Annotated in this window: 17 protein-coding genes and 1 pseudogene; 11 read left to right on the top strand and 7 right to left on the bottom strand. The window is 65.4% G+C overall.

Annotated features, from left to right (window positions below):
* Window positions 1-111: 111 nt before the first annotated feature.
* On the bottom strand, window positions 112-1,986 hold the full coding sequence (locus tag Q2T94_RS08725) for a CocE/NonD family hydrolase (protein WP_310290458.1): 1,875 nt from the start codon (window positions 1,984-1,986) through the stop codon (window positions 112-114).
* 149 nt (window positions 1,987-2,135) lie between these two features.
* Here Q2T94_RS08725 and Q2T94_RS08730 point away from each other — a divergent pair.
* The 3 genes and pseudogenes from Q2T94_RS08730 to Q2T94_RS08740 all read left to right on the top strand — a co-directional run.
* Window positions 2,136-2,877: pseudogene (locus tag Q2T94_RS08730) on the top strand (DUF5937 family protein); the annotation flags it as partial.
* An 87-nt stretch (window positions 2,878-2,964) separates the two neighbouring features.
* A complete protein-coding gene (locus tag Q2T94_RS08735; RefSeq protein WP_302266388.1) occupies window positions 2,965-3,222 on the top strand; it encodes an ArsR/SmtB family transcription factor in 258 nt (85 codons plus the stop codon).
* Window positions 3,223-3,475: 253 nt separating this feature from the next.
* The gene (locus Q2T94_RS08740; protein WP_302263698.1) at window positions 3,476-5,032 is read left to right on the top strand and encodes an AbgT family transporter; all 1,557 of its coding nucleotides are present in this window, start codon (window positions 3,476-3,478) and stop codon (window positions 5,030-5,032) included.
* An 892-nt stretch (window positions 5,033-5,924) separates the two neighbouring features.
* On the opposite strand, the gene Q2T94_RS08745 is transcribed toward Q2T94_RS08740, so the two are convergent.
* Window positions 5,925-6,689 carry an IclR family transcriptional regulator gene (locus Q2T94_RS08745; RefSeq protein WP_264271577.1) on the bottom strand — a complete coding sequence of 255 codons (765 nt, stop codon included), beginning with the start codon at window positions 6,687-6,689 and terminating at the stop codon, window positions 5,925-5,927.
* 217 nt (window positions 6,690-6,906) lie between these two features.
* On the opposite strand from Q2T94_RS08745, the gene Q2T94_RS08750 reads away from it, so the two are divergent.
* From Q2T94_RS08750 to Q2T94_RS08765, 4 genes are read left to right on the top strand one after another with little or no spacing between them, the layout of a single operon-like run.
* Window positions 6,907-8,295, top strand: coding sequence for an NAD-dependent malic enzyme (locus Q2T94_RS08750; RefSeq protein WP_264271578.1), 1,389 nt, complete (start codon window positions 6,907-6,909; stop codon window positions 8,293-8,295).
* A 23-nt stretch (window positions 8,296-8,318) separates the two neighbouring features.
* The gene (gene aceB / locus Q2T94_RS08755) at window positions 8,319-9,947 is read left to right on the top strand and encodes a malate synthase A (RefSeq protein ID WP_302263699.1); all 1,629 of its coding nucleotides are present in this window, start codon (window positions 8,319-8,321) and stop codon (window positions 9,945-9,947) included.
* Window positions 9,944-11,221 carry a DUF6986 family protein gene (locus Q2T94_RS08760; RefSeq protein ID WP_302263700.1) on the top strand — a complete coding sequence of 426 codons (1,278 nt, stop codon included), beginning with the start codon at window positions 9,944-9,946 and terminating at the stop codon, window positions 11,219-11,221. The genes aceB and Q2T94_RS08760 overlap by 4 nt, the downstream gene beginning before the upstream one ends.
* Window positions 11,214-12,050 (top strand): bifunctional allantoicase/(S)-ureidoglycine aminohydrolase, encoded by an 837-nt coding sequence (locus tag Q2T94_RS08765; RefSeq protein WP_302263701.1) that lies wholly within the window; start codon window positions 11,214-11,216, stop codon window positions 12,048-12,050. The genes Q2T94_RS08760 and Q2T94_RS08765 overlap by 8 nt, the downstream gene beginning before the upstream one ends.
* Before the next feature lie 144 nt (window positions 12,051-12,194).
* Here Q2T94_RS08765 and Q2T94_RS08770 read toward each other — a convergent pair whose 3' ends face one another.
* Window positions 12,195-12,893 carry a maleylpyruvate isomerase family mycothiol-dependent enzyme gene (locus tag Q2T94_RS08770; RefSeq protein WP_302263702.1) on the bottom strand — a complete coding sequence of 233 codons (699 nt, stop codon included), beginning with the start codon at window positions 12,891-12,893 and terminating at the stop codon, window positions 12,195-12,197.
* Between the two features lie 161 nt (window positions 12,894-13,054).
* Here Q2T94_RS08770 and Q2T94_RS08775 point away from each other — a divergent pair, with 161 nt between their 5' ends.
* On the top strand, window positions 13,055-13,645 hold the full coding sequence (locus Q2T94_RS08775; protein WP_302263703.1) for a GNAT family N-acetyltransferase: 591 nt from the start codon (window positions 13,055-13,057) through the stop codon (window positions 13,643-13,645).
* 33 nt (window positions 13,646-13,678) lie between these two features.
* On the opposite strand, the gene Q2T94_RS08780 is transcribed toward Q2T94_RS08775, so the two are convergent.
* The 4 genes from Q2T94_RS08780 to Q2T94_RS08795 all read right to left on the bottom strand — a co-directional run bounded on the left by Q2T94_RS08780 (window position 13,679) and on the right by Q2T94_RS08795 (window position 17,733).
* On the bottom strand, window positions 13,679-14,170 hold the full coding sequence (locus tag Q2T94_RS08780; protein ID WP_302263704.1) for an FBP domain-containing protein: 492 nt from the start codon (window positions 14,168-14,170) through the stop codon (window positions 13,679-13,681).
* Window positions 14,171-14,463: 293 nt separating this feature from the next.
* Complete coding sequence (locus Q2T94_RS08785; protein ID WP_302263705.1) at window positions 14,464-15,222, bottom strand: formylglycine-generating enzyme family protein; 759 nt, start codon at window positions 15,220-15,222, stop codon at window positions 14,464-14,466.
* 204 nt (window positions 15,223-15,426) lie between these two features.
* Window positions 15,427-16,167, bottom strand: a complete 741-nt coding sequence (locus Q2T94_RS08790; RefSeq protein WP_302263706.1) for an aspartate/glutamate racemase family protein — start codon at window positions 16,165-16,167, stop codon at window positions 15,427-15,429.
* 45 nt (window positions 16,168-16,212) lie between these two features.
* Window positions 16,213-17,733, bottom strand: coding sequence for an NCS1 family nucleobase:cation symporter-1 (locus tag Q2T94_RS08795; RefSeq protein ID WP_302263707.1), 1,521 nt, complete (start codon window positions 17,731-17,733; stop codon window positions 16,213-16,215).
* A 302-nt stretch (window positions 17,734-18,035) separates the two neighbouring features.
* Between Q2T94_RS08795 and Q2T94_RS08800 the strand changes: the two genes are divergently transcribed.
* The 3 genes from Q2T94_RS08800 (at window position 18,036) to gcl (ending at window position 21,788) form a co-directional block, all read left to right on the top strand.
* The gene (locus Q2T94_RS08800) at window positions 18,036-18,827 is read left to right on the top strand and encodes a hydroxypyruvate isomerase family protein (protein WP_302266389.1); all 792 of its coding nucleotides are present in this window, start codon (window positions 18,036-18,038) and stop codon (window positions 18,825-18,827) included.
* Between the two features lie 68 nt (window positions 18,828-18,895).
* Window positions 18,896-19,813, top strand: coding sequence for a 2-hydroxy-3-oxopropionate reductase (locus Q2T94_RS08805; RefSeq protein ID WP_302263708.1), 918 nt, complete (start codon window positions 18,896-18,898; stop codon window positions 19,811-19,813).
* A 169-nt stretch (window positions 19,814-19,982) separates the two neighbouring features.
* Window positions 19,983-21,788, top strand: coding sequence for a glyoxylate carboligase (gene gcl / locus Q2T94_RS08810; RefSeq protein ID WP_302263709.1), 1,806 nt, complete (start codon window positions 19,983-19,985; stop codon window positions 21,786-21,788).
* Window positions 21,789-21,804 lie beyond the last annotated feature (16 nt).

Genomic DNA, 21,804 nt, shown 5'->3' on the forward strand with positions numbered 1-21,804 from the left:
CGGATCCAGGAACCACAGTCGACCCGGTTCCCTGGGTCCGTGCGGACGCGCATTTTCGGGTTGTACACATCGCTTCCATTGCCGGTTCTGCCAACCGGCGAGGCAATGGAGCTAGTCGGGTAACACGTCTAGTGAAAGCGACGTCGGATGGGCATCCGACATGTGCACGGTGTTTTCGGCCACGATCTTGATCCTGTCGGTGGCAATCGTCCCGCCGGTATTTGAGTTCACGTCAAAGCGCGGAAAGTTGCTCGATGAAACATCAAGGCGGATCCGATGGCCTGCGGCAAAGAGATTTGCGGTCGCAGGTGCCGAGACCGTGACGCGGTATACCCGGTGGGGCTCCATTAATTCAGGTTTGGTGAAGGAATTGCGATAACGCACCCGCAGGATTCCTTCGGTGAGATTCATGGCAAAACCCTGGGGGAAGTCGTGGCTCGGCGGGTACTCGTCGATCAGCTTGATGGTCAGGTCGGTATCCTTGGCCGAGGATGAGAGGAAGATCTCCGCGGTCACTTCACCTGCGATGCCCACTTGCTCCTGCAGGGGCTGGGTGCGGAATACCAGAACGTCGGGCCTGGCACTGAGCGGTAGGTGCGGCTGGCTGGCTCCGAAGATTTCGTCGCTGGGCACCTGGTTGTAGGCCCCGCCGCGCATGACTGGTTCGCCGCTGGTGACCTGGCCACCGATGGTGGGGACCGGGTCGTTCGGATCAAAGGCATAGGTGATAGAGGTTTCCTGTTCGACCGGTTCGGGAATCAGTCCCCCGTCTGGCGAGCAGTACAGGGTGACCCTTTGCGCGTTTTCCGGGGGCCACGTAGCCGCGTGTTCCCATCGGCCGCCATGATCCAGCCGGCCATGGGCCGTGGCATTGCCCCTGCCGCCACCCATCAGGAAATAGGTGACAGCGGCCCGTTGCACGGCACTCGTGTCCCGTCCCAGGACCTCGTCCATCCAATCAGCCCTAAAGTCCAGGTACGACGGAGCAAGATTGCCGTCAAAATATGCCGCCGGGCCAAAGTCGACGTCGCCTGCGTAGCTCTGGCAGCGTTTCCCATGGGTCCAGGGTCCCAGGAGCAGGTAGGCCGGACTGGACTTGCGATCTCCGAGCTGCTGAAAATTCTCGATGGCCGAGGCAATGTAGGGGTCGTACCAGCTGGAGATGTGGAAGCTTGGCACATCGGGAAACTTGTCGTAGGAATCGCGGGCATAGATTGCAGGCTGTGCCCAGTAGTCGTCGAAGTTCTCATGGGCCCACTGCTCCAGCAGGTAGCCTTCATAATCGGGGGCCAGACTCAAAGGTGAGCTGCCCTGCCGCCACGGCGTCTGGTGGAACCAGTCCGCTACGTTCAGCGCGGCCAGCCCGGAAGCGAGAACGGGATCGCCTGCTGCTGCCGGACTTCGCACCGCATGGCGGAAGGCCCACGTGGCCTGCTTGAGTTCGAAGGCGCCGCCCATGCGCATGCCCACCTCATAGGCCGAGGAGAATCCGCCCGAGTCCATAAACATGGCAGCCAGGCCGGAGGGGGCCAAAGCAGCCGCCGCCGTTTGCACATGGGCCGAGTAGGACACCCCGTTCATCAGCACACGCCCGTCACACCAGGGCTGGGCTTCGATCCAGGCGATCGTGTCTACCCCGTCCTGTCCCTCATTGAGGTATTTGACGAATTCGCCCTCCGAATTACCTCGGCCGCGGCAGTCCTGACGGATCACGACATAGCCTCGTCGGACGAAAAAATCGGCGATCTCGGATGGCAGAGGTATTGGCTGGTCATGTATTGACTGGTCCGAATCCCGGCTTGAACGCTTCCCATAGGGTGTGCGTTCCAAGAGTACGGGCCGGGGCGCTTCGGGAGCATCGCCCAGGTATACGTCGGTGGCAAGCCGGCATCCATCACTCATCGCAACCATGAATTCCTGCGGATGGCCGACTTCCTCAGACAGCAAGGATCTGTCGTCGATATATCTGGTCAACTGTGATCTCATTCCTTGATTTTCACTTCCCGGTGTTACTTTTAGGTTGCGCCGGCGGAGCCCTACATCATGAAGTTAGCCAGTGAACCGGCGCCGCGTGCGACAGTTGGCTGAATTGAGTCAACTGTTCGTAACAAGGCCGGCATGGCAGAGGAGGTCTCATGGCCATTGCACTTCAATTTGCAGGATTCGACATCAACAACCTGCGCGTATCGGTCTCCCCCCTGTCCGAACTGATGGCGGTACTCCACGTCTTGGCGGAACCTGACCATCACTTCGAATCGTCCGCAAAAGTTCAGGCCATCGCGCGGAATCTGGACGATCGGCTGATCGCCGAGTTCAACGCTCTCTCGCCCCTGTGGGCACGGTCGCGCACGATTCTTCTTTCCGGTGTCCACCGGACCAAAGCAGAATCTTGACCGTGAACTCGCTGGCATGGCCGCCCTGCCGCTTGAGGCTTTCGTCTCCATGGCGGCCGAAGCCATCCGCGGCTTCAGCAAGGACCTCCCGGCAGCCTCGGAACTGTTGCATGATGAAAAAACCCGTCGGGAGTTCCTTGACACGTGCCGGTCGCGATCTTTGGGCCGATTCGAGTTGGCCGAACAACTTCTGAATGACCCGGAGCAGTTCAGGCGGAGGATCATCGAATTTTGCTCGGATTGCTGGAGTTCGTTCTTCAGGAAGGAATGGGAGGATCTCGCCCTCAACATCAGCGGCGCCGCAGCCCAACTCGCAGACAAGCTGAACCGCGACGACCCCATCGCAACGATCGCCTCGCTCAGCGTCACGGCCAAGGCGTTCCGCGGAGCCTCCGAGGTCCGTTTCGACACGCTCCAGCAACGCCGGGTGAAGATGGCAGGACGCCAGCTGCTGCTGGTCCCCTCGCGTTGGATCGGCAACCACCTCACGGTTAAGGACAATGCCGGGTACCCGGTCATCGTCCATTTTCCGGCGCAGACCCCGCAGGAGGAACTCCTGCAGATCCAGCAGATGCGTGGCAGGCTCAGCGCGCTTAGTGCCGACTCCCGAATGGAGCTGTTCCGGCACATCTCGGCAGAGCCCATGACGACCTCCGATCTTGCGGTCAGGCTCGGTCAACCCGCGGCACAGATCTCCCGATCCCTGCGGGTACTGCGCGAAGCGGGCTTGGTGGTCTCGGACCGCCAGGGAAAGCTGGTCTACCACCGCATCGACACCGCCACGGTGCTCAGGATGGGCCCGGACCTGCTGGCCACCCTGACCAGATGACTTCTCCTACCTGGCGGCACGTTTCCGACGTCGGCGAATGGTGGGGATCATTGGTTGGCATTCATTGAACCGTCCTTATGCATCTCGCGGGACAGTTTCCAAATCCTCGTCGCAACTTCCGGAACGATTGTCGAAAATTGGATAATCATCTCCCAGCACCGCGGTGCTTGTAATACAAATCACGAGTGGGGTTTTCGATTCCCACGCTACTGGGCAATCCGCGGCTCAGGGTTACCGCACTACTGGAGGATCCATGACCATCACCAAAATCGGAGGCCGGAGCGAATCGCTCGGGCTCCGTTTGCTCGCCAGCGTGGAAAGGGCAGGCAATGCACTGCCGCATCCGTTCTGGCTGTTCTGGATTCTCTTCGGCGTGCTTGCCGTCGCCAGCTGGATATTGTCGAGCGCAGGGGTGCGCGTCACGGATCCCGCGACCGGAGAGACTGTCGGGGTCAACAACGCGTTGAGCGTCGAGGCCATTCGCTCCCTGCTGACCGGCGCGGAGGAATCCTTCGTCACGTTTGGGCCGCTGGGGACGGTGCTGATCGTCATGCTGGGCGTTGCCGTGGCGGACAGGTCCGGACTCTTCGAGGTCATTGCCCGACGTGCGCTCAGCAATGTGTCGCCGCGTTCCGTCGTATTCGCCGTGGCTCTGGGCGGCGCGCTTTCCAAGTTCCTCTCCGACTCCGCCTACGTGGTGTTGATTCCGCTGGGCGCGGTGGCTTTTAAGGCCGTAGGCCGCTCTCCGATGCTGGGCATGATCGTAGCCTTCGTCTCGATCAATGCAGCCGGAGATGCCAATCCACTGATCGCCCCCGGCGATGTGGTCTTTGCAAAGGTAGCCACCGAGGCCGCCCACCTCATCGATCCGAGTGTCACCGTTCGAGCCACGGACAACATGTACTTCACGACGGTCTCAGCCATAGTGTTGGCGATTACGGTCACCCTGGTCACCGAGCTGATCCTGAAGAAGCGTGAGCACACCCTGGTGGTCGACACCGAGCAGGCCGACACGGCGGCAATGTCCGCCATGGCTCCCAGCGCCCTGCTCTCCGACGAGCAGGAACGCCGTGGACTGCGCGTCACGGGACTCTCCGCGGTGGCCTTCCTCGCGCTGCTGGCCGCGGCCATCATTCCTGCGGGATCACCGCTGCGTGGAGCGGGCGGGGAGTTCCTGGAATCGCCGTTTCTGGACGGCATAGCATTCTTCCTGTCGATGTTCTTTCTGGTTCTGGGCACGGCTTTCGCCTCCGGTTCCCGGCAACTGGACTCCGCCTCAGACATCCCTCGTTTCATGGCCGACGGCGTTCGTTCGATTGCACCGCTGATCGTCCTGTTCTTTGCCGTCTCCCAGTTTTTGGCGTTGTTCAAGTTCACGAAAATCAGCACCGTGGTGGCCGTGGTCGGTTCCGATGCCATCCAAGGCCTGGGGATCAACAGCGTTGGCCTCTTCTTGATTGTTGTCGTCTGCATCGCGGTCCTCAACCTGATGATCACTTCCGGTCAGGCCCTGTGGGCGCTCGTTGCACCGGTCATCATCCCGATGATGATGCTGCTCGGGACAAATCCTGCCACCACGATGGCGCTCTACCGCATCGCCGATTCGTGCACCAACTCCATCACCCCGATGAGCACCAGCTTCGTTCTCTGTGTGGGCTACCTCCAGACGCTGAACAAGAAGGCGGGCATTGGCACGCTGATCTCCTTCACGTTGCCGTGTGCGTTGATCATGTTCGTGGTGTGGCTCGGTTTGTTCCTCGCCTGGTGGGCGCTGGGCATTCCGCTCGGTCCCGGTGCCCCCGTGCGGTAGCGCAGGCGACAACCGGCCGCCTGCGGCTCGGTGCCGGGGGCAGGTTCAAGGGATGAATCCAAAGGAATCGTCAGTTGGTGGGCCCAGTTTCCGGGTCGTAGCTGGCGGGGCAGCAAGGACCATGTCCAACCGATCACCGACTCCCCATGCCCTTAGGATCCGGAGGCTTCGCCCAGGGATCCCGGCCCGACGAGCGTTGTCGCTGCCATGTCGTCGGGCCTTGGGGCCCGAGCGACCGTCCTCCCTGACAGGAAATTGGCTGACTCGGTCCTTGGGCACGTTCGCCCGCCCTTGCGAGGATATGCAAATGCACCATTTCGTGGTGCCCCGCGGCCGACAGCAGAAGGACGATCTTGGCTCCTGAAGCATTCGCGGGTGATGCCGAAGAACGCACCAATATGGGCAGCCAGACGGCGTTGGCAGGAGGGGGCAACATGGCCACTGCTCTCTGGCGGTGCTCCACGGGGGAGTGTTTCCGGTCCACACGTCGTCACAGTTTGGAGGTGGAAGCTCCAGGTGTTGGGCTCCGGCTTAGGAAACCCGCGAGATGCTTGTTCACATTTCGTAGGCATGGGACCGGTATCGAGAGCATGCTGGTGAGGATCCCAGGGGCGGCAAGAGGGTGACCTCCTCGTTTTCCGCACCGTACCGGGCCGGCGGGCAGCCCCGAGTCCAGTGACGCAACGGTCTGCTGGACGCCTGGGCACGGCAGGGCCGGTCGCAGAACGCGCCGATCATGTGCATCGTGGCCATGGAAAGCCGCGCGGCTTCCCGCCCTACGCGGCGGCTCGCCTATGCAGCGCGCGCCAAGGCGCCGACGCGATGAAGGATCGTGCGTACAAAGTGGATTCAGGAATTCCCGGTTCCATGACGTCCCGTGCGGTCGGTCGCCCTAGCCCGTCGTGACGGCGAGGGCCGCGGAAAGCTGGGCCGTCGCTGCGCGCAAGCGCGGCACGGCCCTGGCTGCGAACTCGTCGTTGAGCCGGGTGACGGGCCCGGAGACGGAGATCGCCATCGGGGTCGGCGCGCCGGGGACCGCCATTGCCAGACAGCGCACGCCGAGCTCCTGCTCTTCCTCGTCGATGGCATAGCCGCGGGTGCGCACCTGATCGAGTTCCTCGAAGAGCTGGTGCATGGTGCCGATGGTTTTCGGCGTGTGGGGCGCCATGCCCGCCTGGTTGACCAGGCGCTGGACCCGGTCGTTTTCCAGCACCGACAGGATTGCCTTGCCCACTCCGGTTCCGTGGAGCGACGAGCGGCGACCGACCTCGGTGATCATGCGCATCGCGTGCGGCGACTGGGCTTGGGAAATGTAGGTGACCATGTCGCCGTCGAGCACCGCGATGCTGGCCGACTCGCCCAGTTCGTTCACCAGGTTCTGCAGGATGGGCGTGGACAGGGCGCCCAGCTGGCGGTTGGCGACCTCGCCCAGGCGGATCAGCCGCGGGCCGAGGGCGTAGCGGCGGTTGTTCAGCTGGCGGACGTAACCAATGCCTACCAGGGTGCGCAGCAGCCTGTGGATGGTGGGAAGCGGGAGCGGGGTGTCCATGGCAAGTTCGCTCAGGGCCGCCTCCCCGCCGGCCCGGCCAATGAGTTCAAGGAGCTCGAAGGCGCGCTCGACGGATTGGACGCCCGATGTCGTCTTTACTTCGGCCATGGCGATGCTCCTGGGTCTGCTGGTGCGCGGGCGGGAACCGTCAAAAGGTCCCGCAAACGGTCAAGTCTTGTGGTGCAACACTACCGGAACCCAAGCTATTTCTTCCACGATCCGAAACTTTGATCACAATTCCCGTGACCCACTCCACATAAGTGCTTGTCATTTCACTTCGTAGATAATAGTATCCACTATACGGAAACTTTTTCAGGAGGACGATATGGCTGTACCTAGCCCGGGATATTCACTGACGCTGCGTGTCCAAACGCCCGTCTCGATCACTGCAACCAGCGAACTGGCCGCGGCCGTGGGCCGCGCCGGAGGGTCAATCACGGCACTTGACGTGGCCGAATCCGGCCATGACCACATGGTCGTCGACGTCAGCTGCAACACCACCGATGCCGCACACGGCCAATCGGTCCGCGATGCCCTCGATGCGCTGGACGGCGTGAACGTCCGCAATGTCTCGGATCGCACCTTCCTCATGCACCTGGGCGGCAAGCTGGAGGTCGTCCCGAAGGTCGCCCTGCGAAACCGCGACGACCTCTCCCGTGCGTACACCCCCGGGGTTGCCCGCGTGTGCATGGCCATCGCCGAGAACCCCGAGGACGCCCGCAACCTCACCATCAAGCGCAACACCATTGCCGTGGTCACCGACGGCTCCGCCGTCCTGGGCCTGGGCAACATCGGCCCTGCCGCCGCGCTTCCGGTCATGGAGGGCAAGGCCGCGCTGTTCAAGCAGTTCGCCAACGTCGATGCCTGGCCGGTCTGCCTGGACACCCAGGACACCGAGGAGATCATCATGATCGTCAAGGCCCTCGCCCCGGTCTACGGAGGGGTGAACCTCGAGGACATCGCCGCACCGCGCTGCTTCGAGATCGAGGCCCGCCTGCGCGAGGAGCTGGACATCCCGGTCTTCCACGACGACCAGCACGGCACCGCCATCGTCACCCTCGCAGCATTGACCAACGCGCTGCTTGTGGTCGGCAAGCAGATCGACAAGGTCCGCATCGTCGTCTCCGGCGTCGGTGCCGCCGGCAACGCCATCATCCAGCTCCTGGCCGCCCGCGGCGCCAAGAACATCATCGCCGCCGGCCGCAACGGAGCGATCAGCCGCACCGATGTTTCCGCAGACCCGCACCGCCAGTGGCTGGCCGACAACACCAACCCGGAACAGTTCACCGGGACGCTCAGGGAAGCCATGGTCGGCGCCGACGTCTTCATCGGCGTCTCCGCCCCCAACGTCCTGGACGAGGCGGACATCGAGGCCATGAACGAGAATGCCATCGTCTTCGCCATGGCCAACCCCGACCCGGAGGTCGATCCGATCGCCGCCGGCCGCCATGCCGCAGTGGTCGCCACGGGCCGTTCGGACTTCCCGAACCAGATCAACAACGTTTTGGCCTTCCCGGGTTTCTTCCGCGGACTGCTCGACGCACGCGTTTCAGACATCACCGACGAAATGTTGTTGGCCGCAGCCGATGCCATTTCCGCCCGGGTGAGCCAAGATGAACTCAACCCAGGTTTCATCATTCCCTCCGTCTTCGACCCGCACGTGGCCGCAGACGTTGCCGAGGCCGTCTCCTCCGCGGCCGTGAAGAACAAGTAGCAAGAAAGATCTGGTCCACCACGATGAGCATCACACTGACCCACACCCCGTCCGTTGCCAAGGCCGATGAGATCCTCTCCACCGAGGCGCTGGCCTTCGTCCTGAAGCTGCACGAGAAGTTCGCCGGAACCCGCGAGGAGCTGCTGGCGGCACGCACCAAGGCCCGCGCGGAGGTCGCCAAGACCGGCACCATGGACTTCGACCCGGCCACCGCGGACATCCGCGCCGGCGACTGGAAGGTCGCCCAGGCGCCGGCCGCCCTGCAGGACCGCCGCGTGGAAATCACCGGCCCGGCTTCCCCGGCCAAGATGGCCATCAACGCGCTGAACTCCGGCGCCAAGGTCTGGCTTGCCGACCTTGAGGACGCCTCGACCCCGACCTGGCACAACGTCGTGGACGCGCTGGTGAACCTCACCGAGGCGGCCGCCGGCACCCTGTCCTTCGAAGATGCGGGCAACGGCAAGTCCTACGCGCTGCGCACCGACGCACCGCTGGCCACCGTCGTGGTCCGCCCGCGCGGCTGGCACCTGCCGGAGGCCAACGTGCTCATCAACGGCGCACCGGCAATCGGCGCGCTGGTGGACTTTGGCCTGCATTTCTTCCACAACGCCAAGGTGTTGGCGGAATCGGGCCAGGGCCCGTTCTACTACCTGCCCAAGATGGAGTCCTACCTCGAGTCCCGCCTTTGGAACCAAGTGTTCGCCTTCGCCGAGGCGGAACTCGGGATCGAGCACGGCACCATCCGCGCCACCATGCTCATCGAAACCATCCCGGCCGCGTTCCAGATGGACGAGATGCTCTACGAGCTGCGCGACTACGCCTCGGGCCTGAACGCCGGGCGCTGGGACTACCTCTTCTCCATCATCAAGTACTTCCGCGAGGCCGGCGAGAAGTTCGTCATGCCGGACCGCGCCGATGTGGCCATGACGGCGCCGATGATGCGCGCGTACACCGAACTGCTGGTGGCCACCTGCCACAAGCGCGGTGCCTTTGCGATGGGCGGCATGGCCGCCGTCATCCCGAACCGCCGCGAGCCGGAGGTCACCGCCGCCGCGTTCGAGAAGGTCCGGGCCGACAAGACCCGCGAGGCCAACGACGGCTTCGACGGCTCTTGGGTGGCACACCCCGATCTGGTCCCGATCTGCGTGGAGGTCTTCGACTCCGTGCTCGGCGCCAAGCCCAACCAGATCGACCGCCAGCGTCCCGAGGTCGCGGTCACCGCCGAACAACTGCTCGACGTCGCCTCGGCACCGGGCTCGGTGACCGAGGCCGGGGTCAACGCCAACCTCTACGTTGCAGTGGCATACACCGCCGTCTGGCTCTCGGGCAATGGCGCGGTGGCCATCCACAACCTCATGGAGGACGCGGCAACGGCGGAGATTTCCCGTTCGCAGATCTGGCAGCAGATCAACAACCAGGTCGTCGCCGCAGACACCGGCAACACCATCACCGCCGAACTCGTCGCCGATGCCCTGGCCGTCCAGGTCGCCAAGCTGCGCGACGAGGTCAACGACGAGGAAACCTTCGCCGCCTACTATGCCCCGGCCGCCGAACTCATCGGCCGACTGGTCTCCGGGCGCGAGGAGGACTTCGAGGACTTCCTCACGCTGCCTGCCTACCGCCTGCTGAGCACCGAGCTGGTGGCCAAATGATCCGCCAGGGCGCGCTGGGCGCGGCCGCACTGGCACGCGTCGAAAGCGACCTGGCAGCCACCGACGAACTGCTGGAGCAGAACTACCCGGGCGACGACGGACGGCGCCAGCCGATCCACACCGCCTATGTCCCGGCCGACCGCTTCACCCCCGAGCTGCCCGCGGCCTGGGGCGCCGCGGCGCTTGAAGCCGCAGGCGGCGTGGCGGGTCTGTCCGACCTGGCCGGGAAGCTGGGACTGGCGCAGCCGCAGGAACTTGCCGCGCTGGTTGCCGCGAAGCTGGGCAGCGAGCCCATCGAGGACCTGCGCCTGGACTTCGAGGACGGATACGGCAACCGTGGCGATACGGCCGAGGACGCCGCGGCCGTTGCAGCGGCAGAACAGGTCGCCAAGGCCGTGGCGGCGGGCGTGGCTCCGCCGTTCATCGGCATCCGCTTCAAGTGCCTCGAGGCACCCACCCGGGCCCGCGGGCTGCGGACGCTGGATCTGTTCGTCTCCACACTGGCCCGCGCCGGCGAATTGCCGCCGGGCCTGGTGCTGACCCTGCCGAAGGTCACCACCGTCGCCCAGGTCCGTGCCATGGTCTTCGTCTGCGAGCAGCTGGAGGCGGCGCACTCGCTGCCCGCCGGCCGCCTGCGCTTCGAGGTCCAGATGGAAACCCCGCAACTGATCCTCGCCCACGACGGCACCGTCCCCTCTGCGACGCTGCTGCACGCGGGCCAGGGGCGGATCACCTCGCTGCACTATGGCACCTACGACTACTCGGCCTCGCTGGGCATCGCGGCGGCCTACCAGTCCATGGAGCACCCGGCGGCCGACTACGCCAAGAACGTCATGCAGGTGGCCGTCGCCGGCACCGGCGTGCACCTCTCCGACGGCTCCACCAACATCCTGCCCCTGGGCGATCCGGAACAGGTCCAGGCCGCCTGGGCCCTGCATGCCCGGCTGGTGCGCCGCCATCTGGAGCGCGGGATCTACCAGGGCTGGGACCTGCACCAGAACCAGCTGCCCACCCGCTACCTGGCCACCTACGCGTTTTACCGCGAGGGCTTTGCCGCCGCGGCGGCGCGCCTGCGCAACTACGTGCACCGCATCGAATCGGCCATCATGGACGAACCGGCCACCGCCAAGGCGCTGGCCAACTTCATCCGCCGCGGCCTGGTCTGCGGCGCACTGACCGCCGAGGAGATCGCCGCGGAAGCAGAGATTTCCCTATCCACCCTTGAATCAATCGCCCTGACGCGAGCAACACAGACGGAGGACTCGAATGTCTAAGATCCAGACTCGTGCGGATGCAAGCTACTACACGAACTACGGAGGGCACCCGCCGCAGACCGACCTGTTGACCGACCGCGCCATCGTCACCGAGGCCTATACGGTCATCCCGCGCGGGGTGCTGCGCGACATCGTCACCTCGGTCTTCCCGGAGTGGACCGGCACCCGCGCCTGGGTGCTGAACCGCCCGGTTGCCGGCGGCTCGACCACCTTCGCCCAGTCCATCGTGGAGGTCTCCCCGGGCGGCGGCTCGGATCACCCGGAGCCGCAGGCCGAGGTCCAGTCCTTTGTCTTCGTGGTCTCCGGCCGGCTGACCGTGACCATCGACGGCACCGCGCACACCCTGGAAGAGGGCGGCTTCGCCTACGTCCCGGCCGGCACTGCGTGGCAGGCCCACAACAACGGCGTCGAGGTGGCGACCTTCCACTGGATCCGCAAGCGCTACGAGGTCCTGGCCGGCGTCGTGGCCCCGGGACCGGTCGTCGGCAACGAGCGCGACATCGAGCCCGGCGCGATGCCGGAGACCGAGGGCAAGTGGCGCACCACGCGCATGCTTGACCCGCAGGACGTGGCCTTCGACTTCGGCGTGAACATCGTGACCTTCGAGCCCGGCGCCTCCATCCCGTTCGCCGAGACCCACGTGATGGAGCACGGCCTGTACGTCTTGGAGGGCAAGGCCGTCTACCGGCTGAACGCCGACTGGGTCGAGGTCGAGGCGGGGGACTACATGTCGCTGCGCGCCTTCTGCCCGCAGGCCTGTTACGCCGGCGGACCGTCGAACTTCCGCTACCTGCTCTACAAGGACCAGAACCGCCAGATCGCCTTGTAATGCTGCACCCCGCTTAACCACCGTCGGGCCCTTCGAACGCGATGCGTTCAAAGGGCCCGACGGTGTTTGGGGGAGGGGAGAACCCTCGCCCCGGTCTCGGCCGGCGCCCGTTGGGAAAGGGGTGGTGCCGGTGAGAGGCGTTTGCTACCAGGCCGGGAGCACCGGCAGGGGTCCGCTGGATTCAATGTAGCGTGCCTGGCCGCGCGCGAGCCACTCGATCAGGCCCTCGCGGTCCGACTTGATTTGCAGGGCGCCGTCGCCGACGACCCACTCATCGCCTTCCTCGGTCACCAGTGTCATGCCCGGGGCGTCCTTGGCCCGCATGGTGCGCACCGCCGCCTCCACGGCGTCCAGCTGCGAGTCAGGGTCGGCCTCCTCGATGGTCCAGGCGGTGTCCAGGTCGTGGTGGTGCACGACGACCTCGGCGATGCGCAGAGCCACGATGGAAGTGGCGGGGATGACCTTACCGTGCAGGTTCACTTCCTGGACCGCGAGCTCCCCGGCCAGGCGCTCGCACTGTTCGGCGAAGTACTCCGCGGCGCTGCGGAATTTCTCGACCAGTTCCCCGCCCGGCAGGGCAGCGAGCGCGGCGATCTCCGCGTTGCGGGCCTCCGGGGATGCATAGAGCTGCTGCTCTTCCCCGGTGGCGGCCCAGTCAATGAGCTTGACCAGCGAACGGCCGTTGGATGCCAGGTGGGCAATGACGTCGGCCCGGCTCCACCCCTCGCACAGGGACGGCGCCGACATTTCGTCGGTGGACAGGGTGTCGATCGTGGCCAGCATCATGTTGGTTTCGCGGCCGAGTCGGGAAAGGTCCGAGTGCAGGCGGGCAGTGTTGATCATGCAGACACCCTACCAACGCGCGGGCCGGCGATGGGCCCGGAATCCAATCCATATCGAACCGGTATCGACTCATATGCAGGGGCGTGGCTCGGTGCCGGACCGCCATTCCCGGCTTTTATGCCGCCGGACGGTAGTTTGGTGGAATGATCCCGGACCGGCAGATGACGCAACGGCTACGTCTCGATCCACCCGTCCCCGAGGACCTGGATGAGGTCTTCGCGATCTCCGGCGATCCGCGGACCTGGGCGCACATCCCCGGCGAACGGGTCACGGATCCGCGGCAGACCGAGGCCTCGCTGGAAACGTTTGGCGCCGGCTGGCGGGAGCACGGCCTCTCGCACTGGGTCGTGCGGCTGGGCGAGGCCGGCGCCTACCCGCCCCTGGAGCCCGGCCAGGTACTGGGCACCGGGGGAGTGCACCTGCTTGCGGCGGTTGCCGGCACGCCCGTATGGAACCTTGGCTACCGGCTGGACCCGGCCTGCTGGGGCCACGGATTCGCCACCGAACTTGCCAGGTACGCGGTGGAACGCGCCCATGCCGCCAGGGATTCGGTGCCGGTGATCGCCCGGGTGCTTTCCACCAACCCCGCATCGCTCAAGGTGGCGCAGAAGGCCGGTCTTCAACTCCGTTGGGAGGGAGCTCCGTCGCCGCAGACCGCCGCAGCGGTCGGGGACCGGCCGGCTTCCCGGCTCATCCTTGCGGACCGTGAGCTGGATGGCGACGTGCTGGCATGGCTGGTGTCGCGGGGCTAATTGCGTCGTTCCGCAAGTGGCCAGCTGCCGGGATCAGGCGTCGTCGCGCACCCGCTTGGCGAAGTTCAAGACATGTTCGCGCAGCACGGTGATGCGCCGGTTGACCTCCGCCTCGCGATCGAAACCGAGGTAGGGCAACGATTTCATCATGCGGACATTGGCGGGGCACTGGAATTCGGCGCACACCAGGATGCCGATGGTGTCGCCGTCGCGGCCGGCCTGGCCACCCTTCCTGGCATTGAAAAACACCACGTCGTTGGGCAGGTCGACGTCTTCGCACCACGAGCACTGGGGGCGGTTGCGGATCTTGCCCTCGGTCTTGCGGAACATGATGCCCACGGGTGCATCGTCGAGAACGGTGACGACATAGCCGACCAAGGGCAGCTTTGGATCCCTCCACCCCAGGAACTCGAAGGTGTCCCAATCCAGGGAGTCGAAGTCCTCCGGGAGCGTGATGGCCTTGCGTTCGCGCATCGAGGCATTGATGAAGGATGTGCGGATCTGTTTTTCGGAAAGTGAATGCATGGTAATTTCGGGCCTGACTGTCGTGCCGCTTCGTCGCCGCGGCGAAGGGGAGGGGCATGCTTCGGGTGGGGCAAAGGATCCGCGCGCGGTCGGGCGACGAGTCGCCGATCACCCGGCGGCGGATGTGGGCGCGCCAAAAGGGCGCGAAATATCACCGAAAATGGACAGCCTTATCTCGAGCCGGCGGAAAAGACGCCGGCTACCTCCGAACGCCCGCGGGGCGGTGGGGTCGAGATCAAAATGGACATGCGAAAAAGTATACGCCCACGGATGGGGTGACTTGCGGGACGCGGTCAGTCACGCAGCAGGCTCCGCAATGGCGTCCACCCGAGGGGAAGAGGGCCGCGGATATCGGCGCGCCGGCGATCCGTGGTGGCGGACCACCCCTGTGCAGCGGCCTCGCCGCGCTCGCCGACCGCTCCTCGAGCCACCCGGAATCCGACGTCCTCAAGCACGGCATCGGGTGCGCTGCCCCGGCGCACCGAGGCACGGCAGCTCCAGGACTTGTCGTCCCAGCCGCCGCCGCGCAGACTTCTGTAGTCCCCGTAGCGTGCCGTGTCCGCAAAGTCCCAGCACCATTCCCAGATGTTGCCGATCATGTCGAAAAGGCCAAAGCCATTGGGCTCCTTGCTCCCGACTGGTTGCGGGCCGCTGACTCCGTCTCCGGAGGTCCATGCGATCTTCGGCAGGGGAGCATAGGTGGGTGCCGTGGTGCCGGCGCGACAGGCAAATTCCCATTCGGCCTCGGTCGGCAACCTGAAACCCCCGGAGCCGACATTCCAGGTGATCTCTCGACCTGCTATCTCGTAGGCCAGATCGAGTCCGTGGTCCTGCGAGAGCTTGTTGCACCAGCGCACCGCTTCGAACCAGGTGACCGGGTGGGCGGGCACATCCTGCGCGGAGGCCTCGACGAGTTCGGCACCGTCCGCATCCGCCCATTGGGCCTGGGTGACAGGTGTCTCGGAGAGATGGAACGGGCGGAGGCTGACCTCGCGGACCGCATCGGATCGGGCGTCGCGCAGGCGGGCCTTGCCCGCCGGGATCGAAGCCATTGAAAGTTCCACCTACCGATCATCCCGCAAAGGGCGGCGGCGAAGTGTCTTCCGGCCTCGGCGAACCCAAAGACGCGGGAGGTGGCACGATCGGGCGTGCTTCAAGCTGCAGGCCAAACCCGCGACCATTGGCCAAATGAACGGGGGGCGGCTGCCGTACCGGCAGCCGCCCCCCGTCAAGCGTGGTCCTCGATTTCCGGCGCGTCAGCCCGCGTTGACGGCGGCCTTGGTGATCGGCCAGCCGGTGACCACCTTGGGTCGAGGCGTGGCGTAGGTGCGCACCTTGGAGGTGCTCAGCCCCAGCCGGATGAGGGATTCGGCGATGGTCACCGCGGCACGCACGCCGTCCACGATCGGCACGCCGGTGGCCTCGGCGACCTTGGCCTCAAGCTCCGCCATGCCGCCGCAGCCAAGCACGATGACCTCGGCCTTGTCGTCCTGCACCGCCTGGCGAGACTGCTCCACGATGGCGGCCACGGCGCGTTCGGGATCGGACTCGAGCTCGAGCACGCCCAGTCCGCTGGCGCGGACCGAGGCGCAGCGGTCGGTGAGCCCGGCCAGCTTCAGCCGGTCCTCGATCAGCGGAACCGTCCTGTCCAGCGTGGTGACCACGGAGTACTTGTGCCCCAGGAACTGGGCGGTGGATGCGGCCGCCTCGGTGATGTCCACGACCGGGACATCGAGCAGTTCCTGCAGGCCCTCGCGGCCGTGTTCGCCGTAGCCGGCCTGGATGACGGCGTCGAAGGGTTCGGTGTAGTTCACGACCTTGTCCATGACGGCGATGGCGGCGAGGTAGCTCTCGAAGTTTCCCTCGCAGGAATCGGCGCCGAAGTCGGGCGTCAGCTCGACGATCTCGGTTCCCGGGGAGGCCGCCGAACGGGCCGAGTCGCCGATGGACCGGGTCATGGACGCGGTGGTGTTGACGTTGAGGACCAGAATGCGCATGGGGAAACTCCTGTGTGGCGGTGGATCTGAAGCGGGCGGTGGGCCCTAGTGGGTGGGGGCGACGGCGATGGCCTCGCCGTCGACGTCCTGGTGGACCTGGCCGCGCTTGGCGATGGCCAGGTAGACGAGGGCGCCGAGGCCGGAGCCGATGAACCAGGCGAAGGCCGAGACGTGTCCCAGGGCCGGGGAGAAGGCCAGGACCAGTGCCGCAATGGCGGAGATGCCCAGGGCTGTGATGGCGCGGAAGTTCACGCCGCGGGTGAAGAAGTACGTGCCCTCGGGGTTGGTGCGGTAGAGGTCCGGGACATTGATCCGGGCGCGGCGCAGGATCCAGTAGTCGGCCATGATAATGCCGAACAGCGGGCCGAGCAGGGCGCCCAGACCGCCGAGGAAGTAGGTGATGACGGCGGGGGAGTTGTAGAGGTTCCACGGCAGGATCAGCAGACCGATGACGCCGGAGATGATGCCGGCGCGGCGGAAGTTCAGCACCTTGGGGAAGAGGTTGGTCAGCGCGTAGATCGGGGCGACGAAGTTGGCCATCAGGTTCACCGCGATGGTCAGGATCAGCAGGGCCGCCGATGCCGCCAGCAGCAGGAAGGTGTTCGGAATGGCGGCGACGACGTCCGAGGGACTGTCGATGATGGAGCCGTCGATCTTGAACTGGGCACCGGTCATGACCACGACGATCACGCCGAAGAGCAGCATGTTCAGCGGGATGCCCCAGAAGTTGCCGCGCACGATCGAGCCCTTGGAGCGCGCGCTGCGGGTGAAGTCGCAGAAGTTCAGCACGAAGGTTGCATAGATGGAGACCCAGAGGGCGCCGCCGCCAAGGATTCCGAGCCACATGTCGACCCCGGTCTTGGCGTCCCCGGTGGACCAGGCGATGGAGCCGCCGGCCTGGGCGAACATCCATATGGCCAGCGCACCCATGGTGACGAGGATGACCGGGCCGGCGAAGGCCTCGTACTTGCGGATCATTTCCATGCCGTAGCTGACGATGACCAGTTGCAGCGCCCAGAGGGAGACGAAGCAGATCCAGCCAAGGGTGGAAAGGCCCAGGATGCTGTTGGAGTTAAGATCCGCGGCAGAGGGGGCCACGGCCAGGATCATCACCACGAGCACCACGGATGCCAGGTAGGTCTGGATGCCGAACCAGGCGATCGCCACCGCACCGCGCAGGAGGGCCGGGATCTGTGCCCCGCGGATGCCGAAGGCAATGCGGCTCATGACCGGGAACGGGACGCCGGTCTTTTCGCCCATGAAGCCGGAAAAATTCAACAGCCCAAAGAGCAGGACTGCGCCGAAGCCCAGGGCCAGCAGGATCTGCCAGCCGCCCAGGCCGAGTGCAAAGAGCCCGATCGCAAATGCGTAGTTCCCCAGGGAGTGGACGTCGTTGGCCCACAGCGTGAAGATGCTGTAGCTGGACCAGGTTCTTCCCGCCTTGGTGGTCGGTGCCAGGTCGCTGTTGTACAGCGACGCGCTGAGCCCATGGGGATTCAGTTCGTGCTGGACCACGGGCGGGACGCTGGATTCTGACGTCGCAGTGCGCACATCTGGATGGGTCATGAGAGCTCGTACCTTTCACCACAGGGGGGTGTGACGGAGATTACTTCGTGGATCGATGATGACACGATTCCATGTAAAAGAAAAGGATTTTCGTCAGGTGGAATTATCGGAAAAATCCTGTGGCCCAAATTTCACTGGTCACGCCCGGTTCGCATCAAATTCCGTCGCCCGGGGCGTGGTGGCTGGTCGGTGGGCGGAGGTGTTGCGCACCCTTGACAGTGACTCAGCCCACTCGCTAGAGTTCTCATCAAGCAATAAACATATTTCACAATATGGAAGTTGGAACCATGAAGGAGTCGAAGATGGCCTACACCGTCAACTGTTCAATCTTGCTCACCGAGCTCCCCTTGCTGGAGCGCGCCGCCGCGGCCAAGGCCGCGGGCTTCGACAGCGTTGAATTCTGGTGGCCGTTTGCCACGGCGGTACCCGCCGACTCCGAGGTCGACGCCTTTGTTGCATCGATCAAGGACGCGGGCGTCACCCTCGAGGGCCTGAACTTCTTCGCCGGCGACATGCCGGCCGGCGACCGCGGACTGGTTTCCTGGGTCGGACGCGAATCCGAGTTCCTCGACAACATCGACGTCGTGGCAGGTATTGGCGAGGCCACCGGCTGCAAGGGCTTCAACGCCCTGTACGGAAACCGGCAGCCCGGGGTCGACGGCCAGGCGCACGACAAACTGGCCGTTTCCAACCTGGTGGCCGCGGCCAAGGGCGTCGAGCGGATCGGGGGCACGGTGTTGCTCGAGCCGATCTCGGGATCCGAGGCCTACCCGCTGAAGACCTCCGCCGACGCATTCTTTGTCCTGGAAAAGGTCCACGCCGCAGGCGCAGCCAACGTCAAGCTGCTGGCCGACTTCTACCACCTGGCCGTGAATGGCGACGACGTGGCCACGCTGATCGAGGAGCACGCCCACGAATTCGGGCACATCCAAATCGCCGACGATCCGGGACGCGGCGCACCGGGCACCGGAACCCTGCCACTGGGCGAATGGGTCACCCGTTCCCGCGACCTCGGCTACGCCGGCGGCGTCGCCCTTGAATACAAGGCCGCCCACGCGGAGGCCTTCACCTGGCTCATCCGCCAGCCAGTCTAAGCAGCCCCCACCTTTTCGGGCACGCGCTGCCCGAGCCACCAGCACGCACAAGTTTTCAGGAGCACGGCATGTCGAACACGCACAAGATCGCATTCATCGGCCTGGGCATCATGGGCCTTCCCATGGCCATCAACCTGGCCAAGGCAGGCTTTGAGGTCACCGGCTACAACCGGAGCCCGGAAAAGACCGCGGAACTCGTGGCCGCCGGCGGCAAGGGTGCCGGGTCCATCCCCGAGGCCGTGGCCGACGTCGACGTCGTCATCACCATGGTCCCGGATTCCGCTGACGTCGAAGACGTCGTCACCGGCGAGGCCGGGGTCTTCGCGCACGCCAAGTCCGGCGCTCTGTGGATCGACAATTCCTCCATCCGCCCCGACGTGGCGGCGCGCCTGTCCGACGAGGCCCGCGCCGCGGGACTCCGCCCGCTGGACGCCCCGGTCTCCGGCGGCGAAGCCGGTGCCATCGGCGGAGTGCTCTCCATCATGGTCGGCGGCGAGCAAGCAGACTTCGCCGACGCCGAGGCCGTCTTCAATGCCGTGGGCAAGACCATCGTGCTGGTGGGCCCCTCGGGTTCCGGCCAGACCGTCAAGGCAGCCAACCAGCTGATCGTTGCGGCGAACATCCAGGCACTTTCCGAGGCGGTGGTGTTCCTTGAGGCCTACGGCGTCGACACCGACGCGGCCCTGGAGGTCCTCGGCGGCGGGCTCGCCGGCTCCAAGGTCCTGGACCAAAAGGGGCAGAAGATCCTCGACAGGTCCTTCGAACCAGGCTTTCGCCTGGCCCTGCACCACAAAGACATGGGCATCGTGACCTCCGCCGCCCGCGAGGCGGGCGTCGTGCTTCCGCTCGGCGCACTCGTCGCCCAGCTCGTGGCCTCCACCGTGGCCAGCGGCGACGGCGCACTTGACCACTCCGGACTTTTCCGCGGCGTACAACGCCTCAGCGGATCCGCCGACGTGCCGGCCGAACCCGTAGCCGCCAACTAGCAAGCAGGGCAGTTGGTGCGGTGCCGGCCCGGAAGCCGGCACCGCACCGTCCGCCCCAGGGATCCTTCGCGGCCAGCACCCGCTGTGCGCCATCGGTCCACCCAAACCCACACCCTCCTCCCGCCAGGCAAGTGCCGGCGCCGGGGATTGACACAAGGAGCTGAACACCATGGCAAAGTTGCGCGTCGTTGATGCAATTGTCCTGATCCTGGAAAAGGAAGGCGCCACCGAGGCCTTCGGGCTGCCAGGTGCTGCCATCAACCCCCTGTACTCGGCCATGCAGCGCCGCGGCACCATCCGCCACACGCTGGCCCGCCACGTCGAGGGGGCCAGCCACATGGCCGACGGCTACTCACGGGCCACGGGCAAGATCGGGTTGTGCCTGGGCACCTCGGGCCCCGCCGGCACCGACATGATCACCGGCCTCTACGCCGCGATCGCCGATTCCATCCCGATGCTCTGCATCACCGGACAGGCGCCGACCGACAAGCTGCACAAGGAAGACTTCCAGGCCGTGGACATCGAGTCCATCGCCAAGCCGGTCACCAAGTTCGCAGCCACCATCCTGGAGCCGGGCCTGGTCCCGGGATACTTCGCCAAGGCCTTCCAGATCATGCGCTCGGCACGCCCGGGCCCGGTCCTGCTGGATTTGCCGATCAACGTGCAAATGGCGACGATCGAATTCGACATCGACGCCTACGAGCCGCTGGTCCCGGACAAGCCTGCAGCCACCCGCGGCCAGGCCGAGAAGGTCCTGGACCTGCTGGTCGCCTCCAAGCACCCGATGATCATTGCCGGCGGAGGGGTCATCAACGCCAACGCCTCGGACAAGCTCGTCGAGCTGGCCGAACTGCTGAACATCCCGGTCTCCCCGACCCTGATGGGCTGGGGCACCATTCCCGATGACCACCGCCTGCAGTCGGGCATGGTCGGCATCCAGACCCACACCCGCTACGGCAACGTGTCCTTCCTGGCTTCCGACTTCGTGCTGGGGCTGGGCAACCGCTGGGCCAACCGCCACACCGGCGGCCTGGACACCTACCGCAAGGGCCGCACGTTCGTGCACATCGACATCGAGGGCACCCAGATCGGCCGGGTCTTCTCCCCGGATATGGGCATCATCTCCGACGCCGGCGCCGCGATCGACCAGCTGCTGGCTGCGGCCCGCGACCGCAAGGCCGCCGGCACCCTGCCCGACTACTCGGCCTGGGCCGATGAGTGCACCGCGCGCAAGGGCACGCTGCACCGCAAGACCAACTTCGAGAACATGCCGATCAAGCCGCAGCGCGTCTACCAGGAAATGAACGAGGCCTTCGGCCGCGACACCACCTATGTCTCCACGATCGGCCTGTCCCAGATCGCCGGCGCGCAGATGCTGCACGTCTACGGTCCGCGCCAGTGGATCAACGCCGGCCAGGCCGGCCCGCTGGGCTGGACCGGCCCTGCGGCCCTGGGCGTGGTGCGCGGCAAGCCGAACTCCACCGTCGTCGCCCTCTCCGGCGACTACGACTTCCAGTTCATGATCGAGGAGCTGGCCGTCGGCGCGCAGTTCAAGCTGCCCTACATCCACGTGGTGGTCAACAACTCCTACCTGGGCCTGATCCGCCAGTCGCAGCGCCCCTTCGAGATGGATTACCACGTCTCCCTGGGGTTCGAGAACATCAACTCCCCGGAGACCAACGGCTACGGCGTTGACCACGTCAAGGTCGCCGAGGGCCTGGGCTGCAAGGCGGTGCGCGTGGAGGACCCGTCCAGGCTGGCCGAGGGCTTCGCCGAGGCCGGACGCCTGGCCGCGGAGTTCCAGGTGCCCGTCGTCGTCGAGGTCATCCTGGAGCGTGTGACAAACATCGCCATGGGTGCTGAACTGGATGCAGTCAACGAGTTCGAGGACCTGGCCACCGCGGCCGCCGACGCCCCCACGGCGCTGGCCCCGCTGGAAGCATCGCACGGCGTCCACGTGGGCGCATCGGTCTAGGCCGGAAAAACACGAG

The sequence above is a fragment of the Paeniglutamicibacter sulfureus genome (assembly GCF_030512175.1).
Lineage (GTDB): Bacteria > Actinomycetota > Actinomycetes > Actinomycetales > Micrococcaceae > Paeniglutamicibacter > Paeniglutamicibacter sulfureus.

Excerpts from the sequence above, each read along its gene's own strand:
- Q2T94_RS08725 (WP_310290458.1), bottom strand. The coding sequence starts at position 1,986 with ATGAGATCACAGTTGACCAGATATATCGACGACAGATCCTTGCTGTCT.
- Q2T94_RS08765 (WP_302263701.1), top strand. The coding sequence starts at position 11,214 with ATGTCTAAGATCCAGACTCGTGCGGATGCAAGCTACTACACGAACTAC.
- Q2T94_RS08740 (WP_302263698.1), top strand. The coding sequence starts at position 3,476 with ATGACCATCACCAAAATCGGAGGCCGGAGCGAATCGCTCGGGCTCCGT.
- Q2T94_RS08745 (WP_264271577.1), bottom strand. The coding sequence starts at position 6,689 with ATGGCCGAAGTAAAGACGACATCGGGCGTCCAATCCGTCGAGCGCGCC.
- Q2T94_RS08780 (WP_302263704.1), bottom strand. The coding sequence starts at position 14,170 with ATGCATTCACTTTCCGAAAAACAGATCCGCACATCCTTCATCAATGCC.
- Q2T94_RS08805 (WP_302263708.1), top strand. The coding sequence starts at position 18,896 with ATGTCGAACACGCACAAGATCGCATTCATCGGCCTGGGCATCATGGGC.
- Q2T94_RS08800 (WP_302266389.1), top strand. The coding sequence starts at position 18,036 with ATGGCCTACACCGTCAACTGTTCAATCTTGCTCACCGAGCTCCCCTTG.
- Q2T94_RS08775 (WP_302263703.1), top strand. The coding sequence starts at position 13,055 with ATGACGCAACGGCTACGTCTCGATCCACCCGTCCCCGAGGACCTGGAT.
- Q2T94_RS08750 (WP_264271578.1), top strand. The coding sequence starts at position 6,907 with ATGGCTGTACCTAGCCCGGGATATTCACTGACGCTGCGTGTCCAAACG.
- Q2T94_RS08735 (WP_302266388.1), top strand. The coding sequence starts at position 2,965 with ATGCGTGGCAGGCTCAGCGCGCTTAGTGCCGACTCCCGAATGGAGCTG.
- Q2T94_RS08795 (WP_302263707.1), bottom strand. The coding sequence starts at position 17,733 with ATGACCCATCCAGATGTGCGCACTGCGACGTCAGAATCCAGCGTCCCG.
- Q2T94_RS08785 (WP_302263705.1), bottom strand. The coding sequence starts at position 15,222 with ATGGCTTCGATCCCGGCGGGCAAGGCCCGCCTGCGCGACGCCCGATCC.
- Q2T94_RS08770 (WP_302263702.1), bottom strand. The coding sequence starts at position 12,893 with ATGATCAACACTGCCCGCCTGCACTCGGACCTTTCCCGACTCGGCCGC.
- Q2T94_RS08790 (WP_302263706.1), bottom strand. The coding sequence starts at position 16,167 with ATGCGCATTCTGGTCCTCAACGTCAACACCACCGCGTCCATGACCCGG.
- Q2T94_RS08760 (WP_302263700.1), top strand. The coding sequence starts at position 9,944 with ATGATCCGCCAGGGCGCGCTGGGCGCGGCCGCACTGGCACGCGTCGAA.
- aceB (WP_302263699.1), top strand. The coding sequence starts at position 8,319 with ATGAGCATCACACTGACCCACACCCCGTCCGTTGCCAAGGCCGATGAG.
- gcl (WP_302263709.1), top strand. The coding sequence starts at position 19,983 with ATGGCAAAGTTGCGCGTCGTTGATGCAATTGTCCTGATCCTGGAAAAG.